This is a genomic window from Citrobacter sp. RHBSTW-00881 (assembly GCF_013728515.1).
GTDB classification, from domain to species: domain Bacteria; phylum Pseudomonadota; class Gammaproteobacteria; order Enterobacterales; family Enterobacteriaceae; genus Citrobacter; species Citrobacter braakii.
In genome coordinates this window covers 2,129,536-2,147,544 of sequence record NZ_CP056269.1, presented here as the reverse complement: position 1 = coordinate 2,147,544, position 18,009 = coordinate 2,129,536, and the positions used below count along the sequence as shown (strand labels likewise).

General features: G+C 52.8%; 21 protein-coding genes. 12 read left to right on the top strand and 9 right to left on the bottom strand.

Annotated features, from left to right (window positions below; all coding sequences use genetic code 11):
- Positions 1-3 precede the first annotated feature (3 nt).
- The gene (gene mgrB / locus HV311_RS10200; protein WP_016153402.1) at positions 4-147 is read right to left on the bottom strand and encodes a PhoP/PhoQ regulator MgrB; all 144 of its coding nucleotides are present in this window, start codon (positions 145-147) and stop codon (positions 4-6) included.
- 164 nt (positions 148-311) lie between these two features.
- Here mgrB and HV311_RS10195 point away from each other — a divergent pair, with 164 nt between their 5' ends.
- On the top strand, positions 312-551 hold the full coding sequence (locus tag HV311_RS10195; RefSeq protein WP_016153403.1) for a YobH family protein: 240 nt from the start codon (positions 312-314) through the stop codon (positions 549-551).
- Between the two features lie 112 nt (positions 552-663).
- Here the strand turns inward: HV311_RS10195 and kdgR are convergent, their stop codons facing one another.
- The gene (gene kdgR / locus HV311_RS10190) at positions 664-1,455 is read right to left on the bottom strand and encodes a DNA-binding transcriptional regulator KdgR (protein ID WP_016156798.1); all 792 of its coding nucleotides are present in this window, start codon (positions 1,453-1,455) and stop codon (positions 664-666) included.
- A 174-nt stretch (positions 1,456-1,629) separates the two neighbouring features.
- On the opposite strand from kdgR, the gene HV311_RS10185 reads away from it, so the two are divergent.
- On the top strand, positions 1,630-3,003 hold the full coding sequence (locus HV311_RS10185; protein ID WP_047500603.1) for an MFS transporter: 1,374 nt from the start codon (positions 1,630-1,632) through the stop codon (positions 3,001-3,003).
- 50 nt (positions 3,004-3,053) lie between these two features.
- On the opposite strand, the gene icd is transcribed toward HV311_RS10185, so the two are convergent.
- On the bottom strand, positions 3,054-4,304 hold the full coding sequence (gene icd / locus HV311_RS10180; protein WP_088902426.1) for an NADP-dependent isocitrate dehydrogenase: 1,251 nt from the start codon (positions 4,302-4,304) through the stop codon (positions 3,054-3,056).
- Between the two features lie 202 nt (positions 4,305-4,506).
- On the opposite strand from icd, the gene rluE reads away from it, so the two are divergent.
- The 5 genes from rluE to purB are packed head-to-tail and all read left to right on the top strand — an operon-like array spanning position 4,507 to position 8,815.
- Entirely contained in the window at positions 4,507-5,130 is a 624-nt protein-coding gene (gene rluE, locus HV311_RS10175; protein WP_047358300.1) for a 23S rRNA pseudouridine(2457) synthase RluE, read from the top strand.
- 13 nt (positions 5,131-5,143) lie between these two features.
- Complete coding sequence (locus HV311_RS10170; RefSeq protein ID WP_191221042.1) at positions 5,144-5,605, top strand: NUDIX hydrolase; 462 nt, start codon at positions 5,144-5,146, stop codon at positions 5,603-5,605.
- A 53-nt stretch (positions 5,606-5,658) separates the two neighbouring features.
- The gene (mnmA, locus tag HV311_RS10165; RefSeq protein WP_003832402.1) at positions 5,659-6,765 is read left to right on the top strand and encodes a tRNA 2-thiouridine(34) synthase MnmA; all 1,107 of its coding nucleotides are present in this window, start codon (positions 5,659-5,661) and stop codon (positions 6,763-6,765) included.
- A 34-nt stretch (positions 6,766-6,799) separates the two neighbouring features.
- On the top strand, positions 6,800-7,441 hold the full coding sequence (gene hflD, locus HV311_RS10160) for a high frequency lysogenization protein HflD (protein WP_016153409.1): 642 nt from the start codon (positions 6,800-6,802) through the stop codon (positions 7,439-7,441).
- A 3-nt stretch (positions 7,442-7,444) separates the two neighbouring features.
- On the top strand, positions 7,445-8,815 hold the full coding sequence (gene purB, locus HV311_RS10155; RefSeq protein ID WP_191221041.1) for an adenylosuccinate lyase: 1,371 nt from the start codon (positions 7,445-7,447) through the stop codon (positions 8,813-8,815).
- Positions 8,816-8,889: 74 nt separating this feature from the next.
- Here purB and ruvB read toward each other — a convergent pair whose 3' ends face one another.
- The 6 genes from ruvB to aspS form a co-directional block, all read right to left on the bottom strand.
- Positions 8,890-9,900, bottom strand: a complete 1,011-nt coding sequence (ruvB, locus tag HV311_RS10150) for a Holliday junction branch migration DNA helicase RuvB (protein WP_016153411.1) — start codon at positions 9,898-9,900, stop codon at positions 8,890-8,892.
- Positions 9,901-9,908: 8 nt separating this feature from the next.
- Positions 9,909-10,520, bottom strand: a complete 612-nt coding sequence (ruvA, locus tag HV311_RS10145) for a Holliday junction branch migration protein RuvA (RefSeq protein ID WP_016153412.1) — start codon at positions 10,518-10,520, stop codon at positions 9,909-9,911.
- Between the two features lie 80 nt (positions 10,521-10,600).
- Positions 10,601-11,122: a crossover junction endodeoxyribonuclease RuvC gene (ruvC, locus tag HV311_RS10140; protein ID WP_003034867.1), complete on the bottom strand. Its 522-nt coding sequence runs from the start codon at positions 11,120-11,122 to the stop codon at positions 10,601-10,603.
- A gap of 34 nt (positions 11,123-11,156) precedes the next feature.
- Complete coding sequence (locus HV311_RS10135; protein WP_016153413.1) at positions 11,157-11,900, bottom strand: YebC/PmpR family DNA-binding transcriptional regulator; 744 nt, start codon at positions 11,898-11,900, stop codon at positions 11,157-11,159.
- 28 nt (positions 11,901-11,928) lie between these two features.
- On the bottom strand, positions 11,929-12,372 hold the full coding sequence (nudB, locus tag HV311_RS10130) for a dihydroneopterin triphosphate diphosphatase (protein ID WP_016153414.1): 444 nt from the start codon (positions 12,370-12,372) through the stop codon (positions 11,929-11,931).
- A gap of 1 nt (position 12,373) precedes the next feature.
- On the bottom strand, positions 12,374-14,146 hold the full coding sequence (gene aspS, locus HV311_RS10125; protein WP_016153415.1) for an aspartate--tRNA ligase: 1,773 nt from the start codon (positions 14,144-14,146) through the stop codon (positions 12,374-12,376).
- Between the two features lie 264 nt (positions 14,147-14,410).
- On the opposite strand from aspS, the gene HV311_RS10120 reads away from it, so the two are divergent.
- From HV311_RS10120 to cmoB, 5 genes are read left to right on the top strand one after another with little or no spacing between them, the layout of a single operon-like run.
- Positions 14,411-14,977, top strand: coding sequence for a hydrolase (locus HV311_RS10120; protein ID WP_016156803.1), 567 nt, complete (start codon positions 14,411-14,413; stop codon positions 14,975-14,977).
- Positions 14,974-15,792 carry a DUF72 domain-containing protein gene (locus tag HV311_RS10115; RefSeq protein ID WP_191221040.1) on the top strand — a complete coding sequence of 273 codons (819 nt, stop codon included), beginning with the start codon at positions 14,974-14,976 and terminating at the stop codon, positions 15,790-15,792. Before HV311_RS10120 ends, HV311_RS10115 begins: the two co-directional genes overlap by 4 nt.
- 52 nt (positions 15,793-15,844) lie before the next feature.
- On the top strand, positions 15,845-16,240 hold the full coding sequence (locus tag HV311_RS10110) for an MAPEG family protein (RefSeq protein WP_016153418.1): 396 nt from the start codon (positions 15,845-15,847) through the stop codon (positions 16,238-16,240).
- 40 nt (positions 16,241-16,280) lie between these two features.
- Positions 16,281-17,024, top strand: coding sequence for a carboxy-S-adenosyl-L-methionine synthase CmoA (cmoA, locus tag HV311_RS10105; RefSeq protein ID WP_191221039.1), 744 nt, complete (start codon positions 16,281-16,283; stop codon positions 17,022-17,024).
- A complete protein-coding gene (gene cmoB / locus HV311_RS10100) occupies positions 17,021-17,989 on the top strand; it encodes a tRNA 5-methoxyuridine(34)/uridine 5-oxyacetic acid(34) synthase CmoB (protein ID WP_016153420.1) in 969 nt (322 codons plus the stop codon). Before cmoA ends, cmoB begins: the two co-directional genes overlap by 4 nt.
- Positions 17,990-18,009: the final 20 nt, after the last annotated feature.

The window sequence follows — 18,009 nt, the reverse complement described above, 5'->3', positions numbered from 1 at the left end:
CGCTTACCAGGGAATAAATTTATTGAAGGCACAAATACCGCTGAAAAATTGTACGTCCTGATCGCACATGATGTTGAACACCTGCGCCCACATCAGTATGCATACCAGTACAACAACAATCAGCACTACCCAGCGAATTTTTTTCACTCCAGCTCCACTCTTCAACTCCACATCTTATGTCTATAAATTATCATGCGTTACCTAAACCCAGCGTTAACTGTATAGGCATTCAATCTTTTTAGGAATGATTGACTTGTTTCATACCGTGTACAGGCTAATCTAATAACAATGAGAAAAGATAAGAAGTTGTAATGCGTCTGATTATCCGCGCTATTGTGTTGTTAGCTCTGGTTTGGATCGGTTTATTATTGAGCGGCTATGGAATTTTGATTGGAAGTAAGGAGAATGCTGCCGGTCTGGGTCTGCAATGCCAATATCTGACTGCCCGTGGAACCAGCACGGCACAGTACGTCCACACCAGTAGCGGTATCATTGGCCTGTCGGATTGTCCCCTGTTAAGGAAAAGCACGGTCATTATCGATAACGGCTAATAATGCAACATTACATTCGATACGTTATTTACGCCAGGTAACGTTATGACTGTTCATAAAAAACCCCAGGTACAAAATACCTGGGGTTTTTTACATTCGCGATTACGTCAGATTAGAACGGATAGTCGTTATAGCCCATTTGTTCTGAAATCTTGCGCGCTGCCGTATGCAGCATTGCCACATACTCGTGTAAACGCTCTTCTGAGAAACGCAGCGTTGGGAATGAAATACTCAACCCCGCAATAACCACGCCGAAACGGTCAAACACCGGTACGCCGATGCAGCGCAGGCCTTCTTCCTGTTCTTCGTTATCTTCGCCGTAACCCTGCTCACGTACTTTATCCAGCAGTAGCAGTAATTCATCAGTATTCGTAATGGTACGATCGGTGCTGCGTTTGTACTCAATGCCATCCAGAATCTGCTTCACTTCATCGCGGTCACGCCATGCCAGTAGAACTTTACCGATAGCTGTACTGTACAGCGGATTACGACGACCAACGCGGGAATACATGCGCAGATTGTACATAGAGTCGATTTTGTGAATGTAGACAATGCTGTCTTCATCCAACGCACCGAGGTGTACAGTCTCTTTGGTCAGGCGCGAAAGTTCGCGCATCTGAATGTCAGCGCTACGGATAAGATCGACGTTTTGCAACGCGCGCGCGCCCAGCTCGAATAATTTCAGGGTCAGTGAGTATTTCTCAGACTCCCCTTCCTGTGCCACATAACCCAGCGTTTTCATGGTCTGCAAAAAGCGATAAACGGTGCTTTTCGACATCATGACGCGTTGCGACAACTCGGTAATACCAATTTCGCGCTCTTCACCCAGCGCCTGCAGAATGCCAAAAACTTTCAGCACGGAAGATACAGAATCGGGTTGCTTATCCAGATCTGCGATTGCCATTTATCACCCCTTTCGAGTGTTTTATAAAAATCAGAACCGGTTTTTATTATAATTTCACGTACCAACCCTCGCAATCGCTCTTTGCTCACTTAGTTACAAATCTGCGACCTAACACCTGAATATCAATGCTAAAATTAATACTCTCATCATAAATTCCACAAATATCGACTTTCTATGGAAAAAATTCAGGCCGATGGTCTGCCATTGCCCCAGCGATATGGCGCAATTTTAACCATTGTTATTGGCATTTCTATGGCAGTACTCGACGGTGCAATAGCGAACGTGGCCCTGCCAACTATCGCCGCCGATCTTCAGGCCTCACCTGCCAGCTCAATCTGGATTGTGAACGCCTATCAAATCGCGATCGTCGTTTCGCTCCTGTCCCTCTCTTTTTTAGGCGATATGTTCGGTTACCGGCGCATTTATAAGTGTGGCCTGGTCGTGTTCCTGCTTGCATCGCTATTTTGTGCCTTGTCAGATTCGTTGCACATGCTGACGCTGGCTCGCGTCGCCCAGGGTTTTGGCGGTGCGGCGCTAATGAGCGTGAATACGGCATTGATCCGACTTATTTATCCCCAGCGTCAGCTTGGGCGGGGGATGGGGATTAACTCTTTTATCGTCGCAGTTTCCTCGGCTGCGGGTCCGACCATTGCCGCAGCAATTCTTTCTATTGCCTCCTGGAAATGGCTGTTTCTGATTAACGTCCCGCTGGGAATAGTCGCCCTGTTGCTGGCGATGCGTTTTCTGCCACCCAATGCGTCCCGCGGCACTAAACCACGCTTTGACCTGCCCAGTGCGGTAATGAATGCCTTAACGTTTGGCTTGTTAATTACGGCGCTCAGCGGCTTTGCACAAGGACAGTCGCTAAAACTGATTGGTGCCGAGCTTGTGGCGCTTATGGTGGTGGGTTTTTTCTTTATCCGACGCCAGCTCGCGCTGGAGGTGCCGTTACTGCCGGTTGACCTGTTACGCATTCCACTGTTTTCACTCTCGATTTGTACCTCGATATGTTCATTCTGCGCACAAATGCTGGCATTGGTTTCCCTGCCCTTCTTTATGCAAACGGTGCTCGGACGCAGCGAGGTCGAAACAGGCCTGCTGTTGACGCCATGGCCGCTGGCAACCATGGTGATGGCGCCGCTGGCGGGATATCTGATTGAACGCGTTCACGCCGGGCTGTTGGGCGCACTGGGCATGGCGTTGATGGCCAGCGGGTTGTTTTCGCTGGTGCTGCTGCCCGTTTCCCCCTCCGATTTTAATATCATCTGGCCGATGATTCTGTGCGGCGCAGGCTTTGGCTTGTTCCAGTCCCCAAATAATCACACCATCATCACCTCCGCACCGCGTGAACGCAGCGGTGGGGCGAGCGGTATGCTGGGGACGGCGCGCTTGCTGGGTCAGAGTACCGGGGCCGCACTGGTCGCGCTGATGCTAAACCAGTTTGGCGACAGTGGAACGCACGTCTCGCTGATAGCCGCAGGCATTCTGGCCTCGCTGGCAGCAATTGTGAGTGGTTTACGCATTACGCAACCACGAGTTCAGGCATAAAAAAAACGGGAACCTCTCGGTTCCCGTTTTCACACAACCCAGTATCTGGATTACATGTTTTCGATGATTGCGTCGCCAAACTCTGAACATTTCAGCAGCTTAGCGCCTTCCATCAGACGTTCGAAGTCATAGGTTACGGTCTTGGCGTTAATTGCGCCTTCCATACCTTTAACAATCAGGTCAGCCGCTTCAACCCACCCCATGTGGCGCAGCATCATTTCAGCGGACAGAATAATGGAACCTGGGTTCACTTTATCCTGACCTGCATACTTCGGTGCAGTACCGTGGGTTGCTTCGAACAGCGCACATTCGTCACCGATGTTCGCGCCCGGCGCGATACCAATACCACCAACCTGTGCGGCCAGCGCATCGGAGATGTAGTCGCCGTTAAGGTTCATACAGGCAATCACATCATATTCAGCCGGACGCAGCAGGATCTGTTGCAGGAACGCATCGGCGATAACATCCTTAACCACGATCTCTTTACCGGTTTTCGGGTTCTTGATTTTCACCCATGGACCGCCGTCGATCAGTTCACCACCGAATTCTTCACGCGCTAACTGGTAACCCCAGTCTTTGAACGCGCCTTCGGTGAATTTCATGATGTTACCTTTGTGTACCAGGGTAACAGAATCACGATCGTTAGCGATGGCGTATTCGATCGCCGCACGAACCAGACGTTTAGTCCCTTCTTCAGAACACGGTTTGATACCAATACCGCAATGCTCCGGGAAGCGGATTTTCTTCACACCCATCTCTTCGCGCAGGAATTTAATCACTTTCTCGGCATCTGCAGAGTCCGCTTTCCATTCGATACCTGCGTAGATATCTTCGGAGTTTTCACGGAAGATGACCATGTCGGTCAGTTCAGGGTGCTTAACCGGGCTAGGCGTGCCCTGGTAATAACGCACCGGGCGCAGGCAGACATACAGGTCAAGTTCCTGACGCAGGGCAACGTTCAGAGAGCGAATACCGCCGCCAACTGGGGTGGTCAGTGGGCCTTTGATGGCAACACGATATTCACGAATCAGATCAAGGGTTTCAGCAGGCAGCCAGACGTCCTGGCCATAAACCTGAGTGGATTTCTCGCCGGTGTAGATTTCCATCCAGGAGATTTTACGCTCGCCTTTATAGGCTTTCTCGACAGCAGCATCGACAACTTTGATCATCGGTGGGGTTACATCAACGCCGATACCGTCGCCTTCAATGAACGGGATAATCGGATTTTCAGGAACGTTGAGTTTGCCGTTTTGCAGGGTGATCTTCTTACCTTCCGCCGGAACAACTACTTTGCTTTCCATTCACCTCTCCTTCGAGCGCTTCTGGTTCTGCTCGTCTGTCATCGCGCTGCATGTGCGTTTGCGTCCTGCTGCACGAATGCGTTAGAGCAATTTTTTGTTAATGTTTTGTAATGAGCATGTCAATACTACCCTAATGTTCGTCGCCATGAAAGACACTCGTTCTTAGGCTATAATGCGGCAATTGATATAATCTGAAAATACCATGCAAAAAACTTCTTTTAGAAATCACCGGGTTGAGCGATTCAGCTCACGACAAGTCACCAAACAGCGTAAAGAAAACCAGCCAAAACGCGTGGTTTTGTTCAATAAACCCTACGATGTTTTGCCACAATTTACTGACGAGGCGGGCAGAAGCACGTTAAAAGATTTTATTCCCGTGCCGGGAATCTATGCTGCGGGCCGACTCGACCGGGACAGCGAAGGACTTTTGGTGCTGACCAATGACGGCGCGCTGCAGGCGCGGTTAACGCAACCTGGCAAGCGCACGGGGAAAATCTATTACGTCCAGATCGAAGGCGAGCCGACAGCAGAAGCGCTGGATGCGCTGCGTACCGGGGTGACGCTCAATGATGGTCCCACGCTGCCCGCAGGTATTGAAATAGTAGAGGAACCCACCTGGCTGTGGCCGAGAAACCCGCCTATTCGGGAACGGAAAAATATCCCCACCAGTTGGCTGAAAGTTACTTTATATGAAGGCCGTAACCGCCAGGTTCGTCGTATGACAGCGCATGTAGGATTCCCGACGCTGCGCCTCATCCGCTATGCCATGGGAGATTACACGCTGGAAAATCTCGCCAACGGTCAATGGCGGGATGCAACTAACTGAATAAGGAACAGGTATGTTCAAACCGCACGTCACGGTCGCCTGCATTGTGCATGCAGAAGATAAGTTCTTAGTCGTTGAGGAAACAATCAATGGCAAAGCCCTGTGGAATCAACCTGCAGGACATCTGGAAGCGGATGAAACCCTGGTGCAAGCCGCCGCTCGCGAACTGTGGGAAGAGACGGGCATCAAAGCGCAGCCGCAACACTTCATCCGGATGCATCAATGGATTGCGCCGGACAAAACGGCCTTTTTACGTTTTCTGTTTTCTATCGAGCTTGCCAATATGTGCGCTACTGAACCTCATGACAGCGATATAGATTGCTGTCGCTGGGTCAGCGCAGAAGAGGTTCTCTCAGCGCCAAATCTGCGTTCACCGTTGGTTGCGGAGAGTATTCGTTGCTATCAGAGCGGACAGCGCTACCCGCTGGCGATGATCGGCGAATTTAACTGGCCGTTTACAGAGGGTGTCAAGTAAGGGGCTGCGTGCTAGAATATGCCGCCTTGAAGTTCAATGTCGTGAGTATTCCTATGTCTGAAAGCCCAAAAAAAGTGATCGTCGGCATGTCCGGCGGTGTCGATTCCTCCGTTTCTGCCTGGCTGTTGCAACAACAGGGTTATCAGGTAGAAGGCCTGTTCATGAAGAACTGGGAAGAGGACGATGGCGAGGAATATTGCACAGCGGCCGCCGATCTTGCAGATGCGCAGGCTGTCTGTGACAAACTCGGCATTGAACTGCATACCGTCAACTTTGCTGCAGAATACTGGGACAACGTCTTTGAACTGTTCCTTGAAGAGTACAAAGCGGGCCGTACGCCAAACCCCGATATTCTGTGCAATAAAGAAATCAAGTTTAAAGCCTTCCTCGAGTTTGCCGCCGAAGATTTAGGTGCCGATTATATCGCCACCGGTCACTACGTGCGCCGCGCCGACGTCGACGGCAAAAGCCGCCTGCTGCGTGGACTTGATGGCAATAAAGACCAGAGCTATTTCCTCTACACGCTCGGTCACGAACAAATCGCGCAAAGCCTGTTCCCGGTCGGCGAACTGGAAAAACCGCAGGTGCGTAAAATTGCCGAAGATCTCGGTCTGATTACGGCCAAGAAAAAAGATTCAACCGGTATCTGCTTCATCGGCGAACGTAAGTTCCGCGAGTTTCTCGGTCGTTACCTGCCCGCTCAGCCTGGCAAAATCATCACCGTTGATGGCGAAGAGATTGGCCAGCATCAGGGGCTGATGTACCACACGCTGGGTCAGCGTAAAGGTCTGGGCATTGGCGGGACGAAAGAAGGCACGGAAGATCCGTGGTACGTGGTGGATAAAGATGTCGAGAACAACATTCTGGTTGTTGCTCAGGGTCATGAACACCCGCGTCTGATGTCCGTTGGCCTGGTGGCGCAACAGCTGCACTGGGTCGATCGCGAACCGTTCACCGGCACAATGCGCTGCACGGTGAAAACCCGCTATCGTCAGACCGACATTCCGTGCACCGTTAAGGCGCTGGATGCTGAACGTATTGAAGTCATTTTCGACGAGCCAGTCGCGGCGGTAACGCCGGGTCAGTCGGCTGTCTTTTACAATGGCGAAGTGTGCCTCGGCGGCGGCATTATCGAACAACGATTGCCTCTGCCGGTATAATTACTTACACATCTAATACAAGGAAGCAGTGAACGTGGCAAAGAATTATTATGACATCACCCTCGCTCTGGCAGGCATTTGTCAGTCGGCACGCCTGGTGCAGGAACTGGCGCACCAGGGGCATTGTGATGCCGATGCATTGCACGTTTCACTGAACAGTGTCATCGACATGAATCCCAGCTCTACGCTGGGCGTGTTTGGCGGCAGCGAGGCCAACCTGCGTTTAGGTCTGGAAACGATGCTCGGCGTGCTCAACGCCAGCAGTCGTCAGGGGCTGAACGCGGAACTCACCCGCTACACGTTAAGTCTGATGGTGCTGGAGCGTAAGCTGTCAGCCGCTAAAGGCGCTATGGACACGCTGGGAGACCGCATCAACGGCTTGCAGCGCCAACTGGACCATTTTGATTTGCAGTCAGAAACGTTGATGAGTGCGATGGCAGGCATTTATGTTGACGTCATCAGCCCACTCGGCCCACGTATTCAGGTTACGGGCTCCCCGGCCATCCTTCAGAGCCCACAGGTTCAGGCTAAAGTACGCGCTTCCCTGCTGGCTGGCATTCGCGCTGCCGTGCTCTGGCATCAGGTTGGTGGAGGCCGTCTGCAACTCATGTTTTCTCGTAATCGCCTGACGACTCAGGCTAAACAAATTCTTGCTCATTTAACCCCGGAGTTGTGATCTATGGAATTATCCTCACTGACCGCCGTTTCCCCTGTCGATGGACGCTACGGCGATAAAGTCAGCGCGCTGCGCGGGATTTTCAGCGAATACGGTTTGCTGAAATTCCGTGTACAAGTTGAAGTACGCTGGCTGCAAAAACTGGCCGCGCACGCAGCGATCAAGGAAGTTCCTGCTTTTGCTGCCGACGCAATCGGTTTCCTTGATGCGATTGTCGCTAACTTCAATGAAGAAGATGCTGCGCGTATCAAAACCATTGAGCGTACGACCAACCATGACGTGAAGGCAGTTGAGTATTTCCTGAAAGAGAAAGTGGCGGATATCCCGGAACTGCACGCTGTTTCCGAGTTCATCCACTTCGCGTGTACCTCAGAAGACATCAACAACCTGTCTCACGCGCTGATGCTGAAAACCGCCCGTGACGAAGTGGTTCTGCCGTACTGGCGCAAGCTTATCGACGCGGTGAAAGATTTGTCCGTACAGTATCGCGATATTCCTCTGCTCTCCCGTACCCACGGTCAGCCAGCCACCCCGTCTACGCTGGGCAAAGAAATGGCTAACGTGGCTTACCGTATGGAGCGTCAGTACCGCCAGCTCAATCAGGTCGAAATTCTCGGCAAAATCAACGGTGCAGTCGGTAACTATAACGCCCACATCGCCGCTTATCCGGAAGTGGACTGGCATCAGTTCAGCGAAGAATTTGTCACCTCGCTGGGCATCCAGTGGAACCCGTACACCACGCAGATTGAGCCGCACGACTACATTGCCGAACTGTTTGATTGCATCGCCCGTTTCAACACTATCCTGATCGACTTCGACCGCGATGTCTGGGGTTACGTGGCGCTGAACCATTTCAAACAGAAAACCATCGCGGGTGAAATTGGTTCCTCCACCATGCCGCACAAGGTGAACCCAATCGATTTCGAAAACTCCGAGGGTAACCTGGGCATGTCTAACGCGGTTCTGCAGCATCTGGCGAGCAAACTGCCGGTCTCCCGCTGGCAGCGCGATCTGACGGACTCTACCGTTCTGCGTAACCTGGGCGTGGGGATTGGCTATGCGCTGATCGCTTATCAGTCCACGCTGAAAGGTGTGAGCAAACTGGAAGTGAACCGCGATCATCTGCTGGATGAACTGGATCATAACTGGGAAGTGCTGGCAGAGCCGATCCAGACCGTGATGCGTCGCTATGGCATTGAAAAACCATACGAGAAGCTGAAGGAGCTGACCCGCGGCAAACGCGTTGACGCCGAAGGTATGAAGCAGTTTATCGACGGTCTGGCGCTGCCTGAAGACGAGAAAACGCGCCTGAAAGCAATGACGCCGGCCAATTACATTGGTCGCGCCGTCACCATGGTTGATGAACTGAAGTAATCTGTTTTACGCCTGTCAGGCCTGCATCATATCGTAGGCCTGCCAGGCGTAGCGCCATCAGGGATTATTGGATCTTATGGCATTTCCGGCGGTGTAATGCCAAAGTGGTTCCACGCCCGCACCGTTGCCATACGTCCGCGCGGAGTTCGCTGCAGAAAACCTTGCTGAATCAGATACGGCTCCAGCACGTCCTCAATGGTTTCACGCTCTTCCCCAATCGCCGCCGCCAGGTTATCCAGTCCTACCGGTCCACCGAAGAACTTATCGATAACCGCCAGCAGCAGCTTACGGTCCATATAATCGAATCCTTCCGCATCCACATTGAGCATATCCAGTGCCTGAGCGGCGATATCTGCTGAAATTGTGCCGTCATGCTTCACTTCGGAGAAGTCGCGTACCCGGCGTAATAAACGGTTGGCGATACGCGGCGTACCACGGGCGCGGCGTGCCACTTCCAATGCGCCTTCATCGCTCATTTCCAGTCCCATAAAGCGGGCGCTGCGTCCAACAATGTGCTGCAGGTCTGCCACCTGATAGAATTCCAGGCGCTGTACAATACCGAAGCGGTCACGCAGCGGAGACGTTAACGAACCGGCGCGCGTCGTCGCCCCGATCAGGGTAAACGGCGGCAGATCGATCTTAATCGAACGTGCGGCTGGTCCTTCGCCAATCATGATATCCAGCTGATAATCTTCCATCGCCGGATACAGCACCTCTTCCACCACCGGTGACAGGCGATGGATTTCATCGATAAACAGCACATCGTGCGGTTCAAGGTTGGTGAGCATTGCCGCCAGATCGCCCGCTTTTTCCAGTACCGGACCGGAAGTGGTGCGCAAATTAACGCCCATTTCATTGGCAACAATATTGGCAAGCGTGGTTTTACCGAGACCTGGAGGACCGAAAATCAGCAGGTGATCGAGGGCTTCACCGCGTAGCTTCGCCGCCTGGATAAAAATCTCCATTTGCGAACGCACCTGAGGCTGGCCAATATACTCCTCCAGCAATTTGGGGCGGATCGCGCGATCCACCAGATCTTCAGGGGTCGTGCTAACAGCCGAAATCAGGCGATCTGCTTCAATCATCCTTTACCTCACAATGCCGCGCGAAGCGCTTCACGAATCAGGGTTTCACTGCTGGCATCAGGGCGAGCAATTTTGCTCACCATGCGGCTGGCTTCCTGTGGTTTATAGCCTAACGCCACCAGCGCAGCAACCGCTTCCTGCTCGGCGTCATCCGTTGCAGGACTGGCCGGAGAGGTCAGGACCAGATCCGCCGCCGGCGTGAAGAGATCGCCATGCAGGCCTTTAAAGCGGTCTTTCATTTCCACAATCAAACGCTCTGCGGTTTTCTTACCTATGCCCGGTAATTTCACCAGCGCGCCAAGCTCTTCGCGCTCAACGGCATTAACGAACTGCTGTGCAGACATACCGGAGAGGATCGCCAGCGCCAGCTTCGGCCCGACGCCATTGGTTTTAATTAACTCTTTAAACAGCGTGCGTTCTTGTTTGTTGTTAAAACCATATAGCAGTTGAGCGTCTTCACGCACCACAAAATGGGTGAAGATAATCGCTTCCTGCCCGGCTTCCGGCAACTCGTAGAAACAGGTCATCGGCATATGGACTTCATAGCCTACTCCGCCGGTTTCCAGAAGGACCAGCGGGGGTTGTTTTTCAAGAATGATGCCTCTGAGTCTGCCTATCACGTGACGCTCCTGCGTTAAGGGCTAAAAGGTAATGCGCTATCATAAAAAAAGGCTGGATAGATATCCAGCCTCATTTGTCACTAACGTAACCGACCTCGCGCCAGATTCAGCCGAGACTCGCTCATTTGCATGGCGTTCTGGCTGACGTGGCAATGGGTAATAGCAATCGCCAGCGCATCCGCGGCATCCGCCTGCGGATTTGCCGGGAGTTTTAGCAGCGTGCGTACCATATGCTGAACCTGGCTTTTTTCCGCGCTGCCGATACCCACCACGGTCTGTTTTACCTGGCGGGCCGCGTATTCAAAGACCGGAAGATCCTGATTGGTAGCCGCAACGATTGCCACGCCGCGCGCCTGCCCCAGCTTTAGCGCCGAGTCGGCATTCTTCGCCATAAAGACCTGCTCAATGGCAAAATAGTCGGGCTGGAACTGGGTGATGATTTCCGTCACGCCCGCATAAATCAACTTCAGACGTGATGGAAGATCGTCGACTTTGGTGCGAATGCAGCCGCTACCGAGGTAGGTCAGCTGTCTGCCGACCTGACGGATTACGCCATAACCGGTGATGCGCGACCCCGGGTCAATGCCGAGAATGATAGACATCACGCATCTCCTGTTAGTTTATGGCTTAACCACATCATTCGAGCGTTGCAGCAACCTCATCGGAGATTTCGCCGTTGTGGTAAACTTCCTGCACGTCGTCGCAGTCTTCCAGCATATCGATCAGGCGCATCAGCTTCGGCGCTGTTTCTGCATCCATATCCGCTTTGGTGGAGGGGATCATAGACACTTCAGCCGCGTCCGCTTTCAGACCAGCCGCTTCCAGCGCATCACGCACTTTGCCCATCTCTTCCCACGCGGTGTAAACGTCAATCGCGCCGTCGTCGAAGGTCACAACGTCTTCAGCGCCCGCTTCCAGTGCCGCTTCCATAATGGCGTCTTCGTCGCCTTGTTCAAAAGAGATCACGCCTTTTTTACTGAACAGGTAAGCTACGGAACCGTCGGTACCGAGGTTGCCGCCCGTTTTAGTGAATGCGTGACGCACTTCCGCAACGGTACGGTTACGGTTGTCAGACAGACACTCAATCATAACGGCTGTTCCGCCAGGACCGTAACCTTCATAGATGATGGTTTCCATGTTCGCATCATCGTCGCCACCAACACCACGCGCGATTGCACGGTTCAGGGTGTCACGGGTCATGTTATTTGCCAGCGCTTTATCAACTGCGGCGCGCAGACGTGGGTTAGCATCCGGATCGCCGCCGCCCAGTTTGGCTGCCGTCACCAGCTCACGAATGATTTTGGTGAAAATTTTACCGCGTTTAGCATCCTGCGCTGCTTTACGATGTCTGGTGTTGGCCCATTTACTATGACCTGCCATAAATAATCTCTCCAAAAAGCGCGCCTTCTCAGGCGACGTTAATTACAAACTCTTCAATCGCCTGCCGGTTACTCCACGACTTGGTTAACTGCGCGGCTTCGTGCGCATTAACCCAACGGTAGGTCAGATGTTCGGTGAACACGATCTCTCGTTCAGAGGGAAGTGCCAGGCAAAACCAGGATTCAGTATTACGCTCAATTCCCGGCGCATAGCGATGACGTAAATGGCTAAAAATCTCAAATTCCACCGTGCGCTGACAGTCAATTAAGGTCAGTTGCTCAGTCGCAACATCAATGGCGACCTCTTCCTTTACTTCGCGCATCGCGGCTTGCGACGCGGTTTCACCCTCTTCAAGGCTGCCGGTGACCGACTGCCAGAAATCAGGATCGTCGCGTCGCTGTAACATCAGCACTCTCCCGGTGTCCTTTGCATAAATCACGACTAACACCGAGACAGGCTGTTTGTATCTCATATCAGTTATTCTCGGCCTTCTTAACAACCTGAATGCTCAGTTCCGCCAGCGCAGCTTCGTTGGCAAAGCTTGGCGCTTCAGTCATCAGACACGCTGCAGCCGTGGTTTTCGGGAAGGCAATAACGTCACGAATGTTGTCAGTACCGGTCAGCAGCATCGTCAAACGATCCAGACCAAACGCCAGGCCCGCATGCGGCGGTGTACCGTATTTTAGCGCATCCAGCAGGAAGCCGAACTTCTCGCGCTGTTCTTGCTCGTTAATGCCCAGAATGCCGAATACAGTCTGCTGCATATCACCGTTGTGAATACGCACGGAACCACCGCCCACTTCATAGCCGTTGATGACCATATCGTAAGCGTTGGCAACAGCGTCTTCCGGCGCAGCTTTCAGCTCAGCGGCAGTCATGTCTTTTGGCGCGGTGAACGGGTGGTGCATCGCGGTCAGACCGCCTTCACCATCGTCTTCAAACATCGGGAAGTCGATAACCCACAGCGGCGCCCATTTGGCTTCGTCGGTAATGTTCAGGTCTTTGCCCAGTTTCAGACGCAGCGCGCCCATCGCGTCGGCAACCACTTTCTTGTTGTCGGCACCGAAGAAAATCATGTCGCCGTCTTGCGCACCAGTACGCTCCAGAATCGCGTCTACGATTTCTGCATTCAGGAACTTAGCAACCGGGCTGGTGATGCCTTCCAGGCCTTTCGCACGCTCGGTGACTTTGATGTAAGCCAGACCTTTCGCGCCGTAAATCTTAATAAAGTTACCGTAATCGTCGATCTGCTTACGGCTTAAGCTCGCACCGCCCGGTACACGCAGGGCAGCCACACGGCCTTTCGCGTCGTTCGCCGGACCAGAGAACACAGCAAACTCAACGCCTTTCACCAGATCGGCAACGTCAACCAGTTCCATCGGGTTACGCAGGTCTGGTTTATCAGAACCGTAACGACGCTCGGCTTCGGCAAAGGTCATGATCGGGAAATCACCCAGATCCACACCTTTAACTTCCAGCCACAGGTTACGCACCAGCGCTTCCATCACTTCACGCACCTGCGGCGCGGTCATGAAGGAAGTCTCAACGTCGATCTGAGTAAATTCAGGCTGACGGTCAGCACGTAAGTCTTCATCACGGAAGCATTTTACGATCTGATAGTAGCGGTCAAAACCGGACATCATCAGCAGCTGTTTAAACAGCTGAGGAGACTGCGGCAGCGCGTAGAACTTACCTTTATGAACACGAGAAGGAACCAGGTAATCGCGCGCGCCTTCCGGCGTAGCTTTGGTCAGCATCGGAGTTTCGATGTCGAGGAAGCCGTGATCGTCCATAAAACGACGCACCAGGCTGGTAATTTTGGCACGCGTTTTCAGGCGCTGCGCCATTTCAGGGCGACGCAGATCCAGGTAGCGATACTTCAGTCGCGCTTCTTCGGTGTTTACGTGGTTAGAGTCCAGCGGCAGCGAGTCTGAACGGTTGATGATGGTCAGATCGGAGGCCAGCACTTCAATTTCGCCAGTCGCCATATCGGCGTTGACGTTTTTCGCGTCACGCGCACGCACGGTGCCCGTAACCTGGATACAGAACTCATTACGCAGTTCGGAGGCCAGCTTTAACGCATCCGCACGGTCCGGATCGAAAAATACCTGCACGATACCTTCGCGGTCGCGCATATCGATAAAGATCAGGCTACCAAGATCACGACGACGGTTGACCCAACCACACAGAGTCACCTGCTGCCCCTCGTGGGACAGACGTAGCTGTCCGCAATATTCTGTACGCATGAGATATCCCTTAACTTTGCCGCAGGCGGATTGTCACCTGTCTCGCAGGTGACGAAGTCGCAGCTTTAGCTGAATGTCACAACTGAATGAAAAAAGGCGGCTATTATACTGGAAATTCTGCCGCACGATAAGTCCGGTACTGACTGTACGCCTGTTTCCTGGACGGGCATTGCGTAATCTCACAAAAAATAACAAAAATTGTCGTCCCTTTCACACTGATTCGCGATTAAGGTGTAACGGAATTCTTTTTTTACTGGAGTGATCATGCTGGAACTGAACGCAAAAACAACCGCTCTTGTTGTTATTGATCTACAGGAAGGTATCCTGCCTTTCGCTGGCGGCCCATACTCGGCAAACGACGTGGTTGCCCGCGCCGCGCAGTTGGCGGAAAAATTCCGTGCCCACGGTTCCCCGGTGGTAATGGTGCGCGTCGGCTGGTCTGACGATTATGCCGAAGCGCTGAAACAGCCAGTTGATGCTCACGCTCCGGCCAAAGCGTTACCCGAAAACTGGTGGAATTACCCGAGCGCTCTGGGTAAATGCGCCAGCGACCTTGAAGTGACCAAACGCCAGTGGGGAGCTTTCTACGGCACCGATCTGGAATTACAACTGCGTCGTCGGGGCATCGAGACCATCGTCCTGTGCGGCATCTCCACAAATATTGGCGTGGAGTCAACGGCGCGAAATGCGTGGGAGCTGGGTTTTAATCTGATTGTTGCAGAAAACGCCTGTAGTGCCGCCAGCGCTGAGCAACATCAGGGCAGCATGACGCATATTTTCCCGCGTATCGCACGCGTACGCAGCGTGGACGAGATCCTGCAAGCGCTATGATTTATATCGGTTTACCCCAGTGGGCGCATCCCAAATGGGTGCGTCTGGGGATCACCAGCCTTGAAGAGTATGCCCGCCATTTTAACTGTGTGGAGGGCAATACCACGCTGTACGCGCTGCCAAAAGCCGACATTGTGGCCCGCTGGCATGCGCAGACTACCGATGCGTTTCGATTTTGTTTTAAGTTTCCGGCCACCATTTCGCATCAGGCCGCGCTGCGTAATTGCGATGACCTGGTACAAGAGTTTTTCACGCGCATGTCGCCACTTGAATCACGCATTGGGCAATACTGGCTGCAATTACCCGCAACTTTTGGCCCGCACGACCTGCCAGCCTTGTGGCAGTTTCTCGATGCGCTCCCCAAATCCTTTACCTACGGTGTGGAAGTTCGCCATCCGGACTTCTTTGCCAAAGGCGAAACAGAGCAACGATTCAATCGAGGCCTACATGAGCGCAGGGTAAATCGGGTGATTCTGGACAGTCGACCGGTACATGCCGCAATACCACATACTGAAGCGATACGTGACGCCCAGCGCAAGAAGCCAAAGGTTCCGGTGCATGCAGTGGTGACGGCAAACCATCCGATGGTACGCTTTATCGGCAGCGATAATATGGCACAAAACAGCACGCTTTTTGCCGTCTGGCTGACCAAGCTGTCGCAATGGCAACAAACCACAACGCCGTATCTGTTTTTACATACCCCGGATATCGCGCAGGCCCCGGAGCTTGTCGATACCCTATGGGCAAATTTACGCAGCGCCCTGCCAGAGATCGGATCAGCGCCGTCTATTCCACAGCAATCTTCTCTTTTCTGAAAATGCCACCTATCATAGTCAATGCCATCAGCCATTTTAAAAGGGAGTTTGTATGGTAAGCGCGCTTTATGCCGTATTGGGTGCGTTATTGTTAATTAAGTTCTCCTTTGACGTCGTTCGCCTGCGCATGCAATACCGCGTTGCATATGGTGACGGAGGTTTTAGCGAACTACAAAGCGCTATCCGCATTCACGGTAATGCGGTGGAATATATTCCCGTCGCATTGGTGCTGCTGTTATTTATGGAAATGAACGGCGCTGAAACGTGGATGGTGCATATTTGCGGGCTGATTTTGATTGCCGGACGACTGATGCATTATTACGGATTCCACCACCGGCTTTTCCGCTGGCGACGTTCAGGCATGAGCGCGACCTGGTGTTCGCTGTTGCTAATGGTGCTGGCGAATCTTTGGTATATGCCCTGGGAGTTGGTTTTCTCCCTGCATTAGCGCACAATACGCCACTTTATTTTTCCCGGATTTTTACGTTATGTCTCACCGCGACACGCTTTTTTCTGCGCCTATCGCCAGTCTGGGTGACTGGACCTTTGATGAACGGGTAGCTGAAGTCTTCCCGGATATGATCCAGCGATCCGTTCCTGGCTATTCCAATATCATTTCTATGATTGGGATGTTGGCCGAACGTTTCGTACAGCCCAACACACAGGTCTACGATCTGGGCTGTTCTCTGGGCGCGGCGACGCTCTCGGTGCGTCGCAATATTCATCACGAGAATTGCAAAATTATTGCCGTTGATAACTCCCCGGCCATGGTTGAGCGCTGCCGCCGTCATATTGACGCCTATAAAGCGCCGACACCGGTTGACGTTGTCGAAGGCGATATTCGCAACATTACTATCGAAAACGCCTCGATGGTGGTGCTGAATTTTACCCTGCAATTCCTTGAGCCACCTGAGCGCCAGGCATTGTTGGATAAGATTTATCACGGGCTGAACCCCGGCGGCGCGCTGGTACTGTCTGAAAAATTCAGTTTCGAAGACGCTAACGTTGGCGAGCTGCTGTTCAACATGCACCACGATTTCAAACGAGCAAATGGCTATAGCGAGCTGGAAATCAGCCAAAAGCGCAGCATGCTGGAGAACGTGATGCTGACCGACTCGGTCGAAACGCACAAAGCGAGACTGCATCAGGCGGGCTTTGAACACAGCGAATTGTGGTTCCAGTGCTTTAACTTTGGTTCTCTGGTGGCACTGAAAGCTGAGGTTAGCGCATGATCGACTTTGGTAACTTTTATCAACTGATTGCCAAAAATCACCTTTCCCATTGGCTGGAAACGCTCCCGGCGCAAATCGCGACCTGGCAGCGCGATCAGCACGGCTTGTTTAAGCAGTGGTCAAATGCGGTCGAGTTTCTGCCCGAGCTGACGCCGCATCGCCTGGACTTACTGCATAGCGTTACCGCCGAAAGCGATGAGCCGCTCAGCGACGGCCAGCTCAAACGTATTGACACCCTGATGCGTAACCTGATGCCATGGCGTAAAGGGCCGTACTCGTTGTACGGCGTCAATATAGATACCGAGTGGCGCTCGGACTGGAAATGGGATCGCGTTCTGCCGCACTTGTCTGACCTCACCGGGCGCACCATTCTTGATGTCGGCTGCGGGAGTGGATATCACATGTGGCGCATGATTGGCGCGGGGGCGCATCTGGCGGTTGGCATCGATCCTACCCAGCTGTTTCTGTGCCAGTTTGAGGCAGTGCGTAAACTGCTGGGCAATGACCAGCGCGCTCACCTGCTGCCGCTGGGTATTGAGCAGCTTCCGGCGCTCAACGCCTTTGATACCGTATTCTCCATGGGAGTGCTTTATCACCGCCGTTCACCGCTGGAACACCTGTGGCAGTTGAAGGATCAGTTGGTGAAAGATGGCGAACTGGTACTGGAAACGCTGGTCGTCGAAGGTGATGAAAATACCGTACTGGTGCCGGGCGATCGCTACGCGCAGATGCGTAACGTTTACTTTATTCCTTCTGCGCTGGCGTTAAAAAACTGGCTGGAAAAATGTGGGTTTGTTGATGTGCGCATTGCTGATGTCTGCGTCACCACCACCGAAGAGCAGCGCCGCACCGAGTGGATGATAACCGAATCACTGGCCGACTTCCTCGACCCGAACGATCACAGCAAAACGGTGGAAGGCTACCCGGCCCCATTACGCGCGGTATTGATTGCACGTAAGCCGTAGTTATTTTGCCAGATAGCACT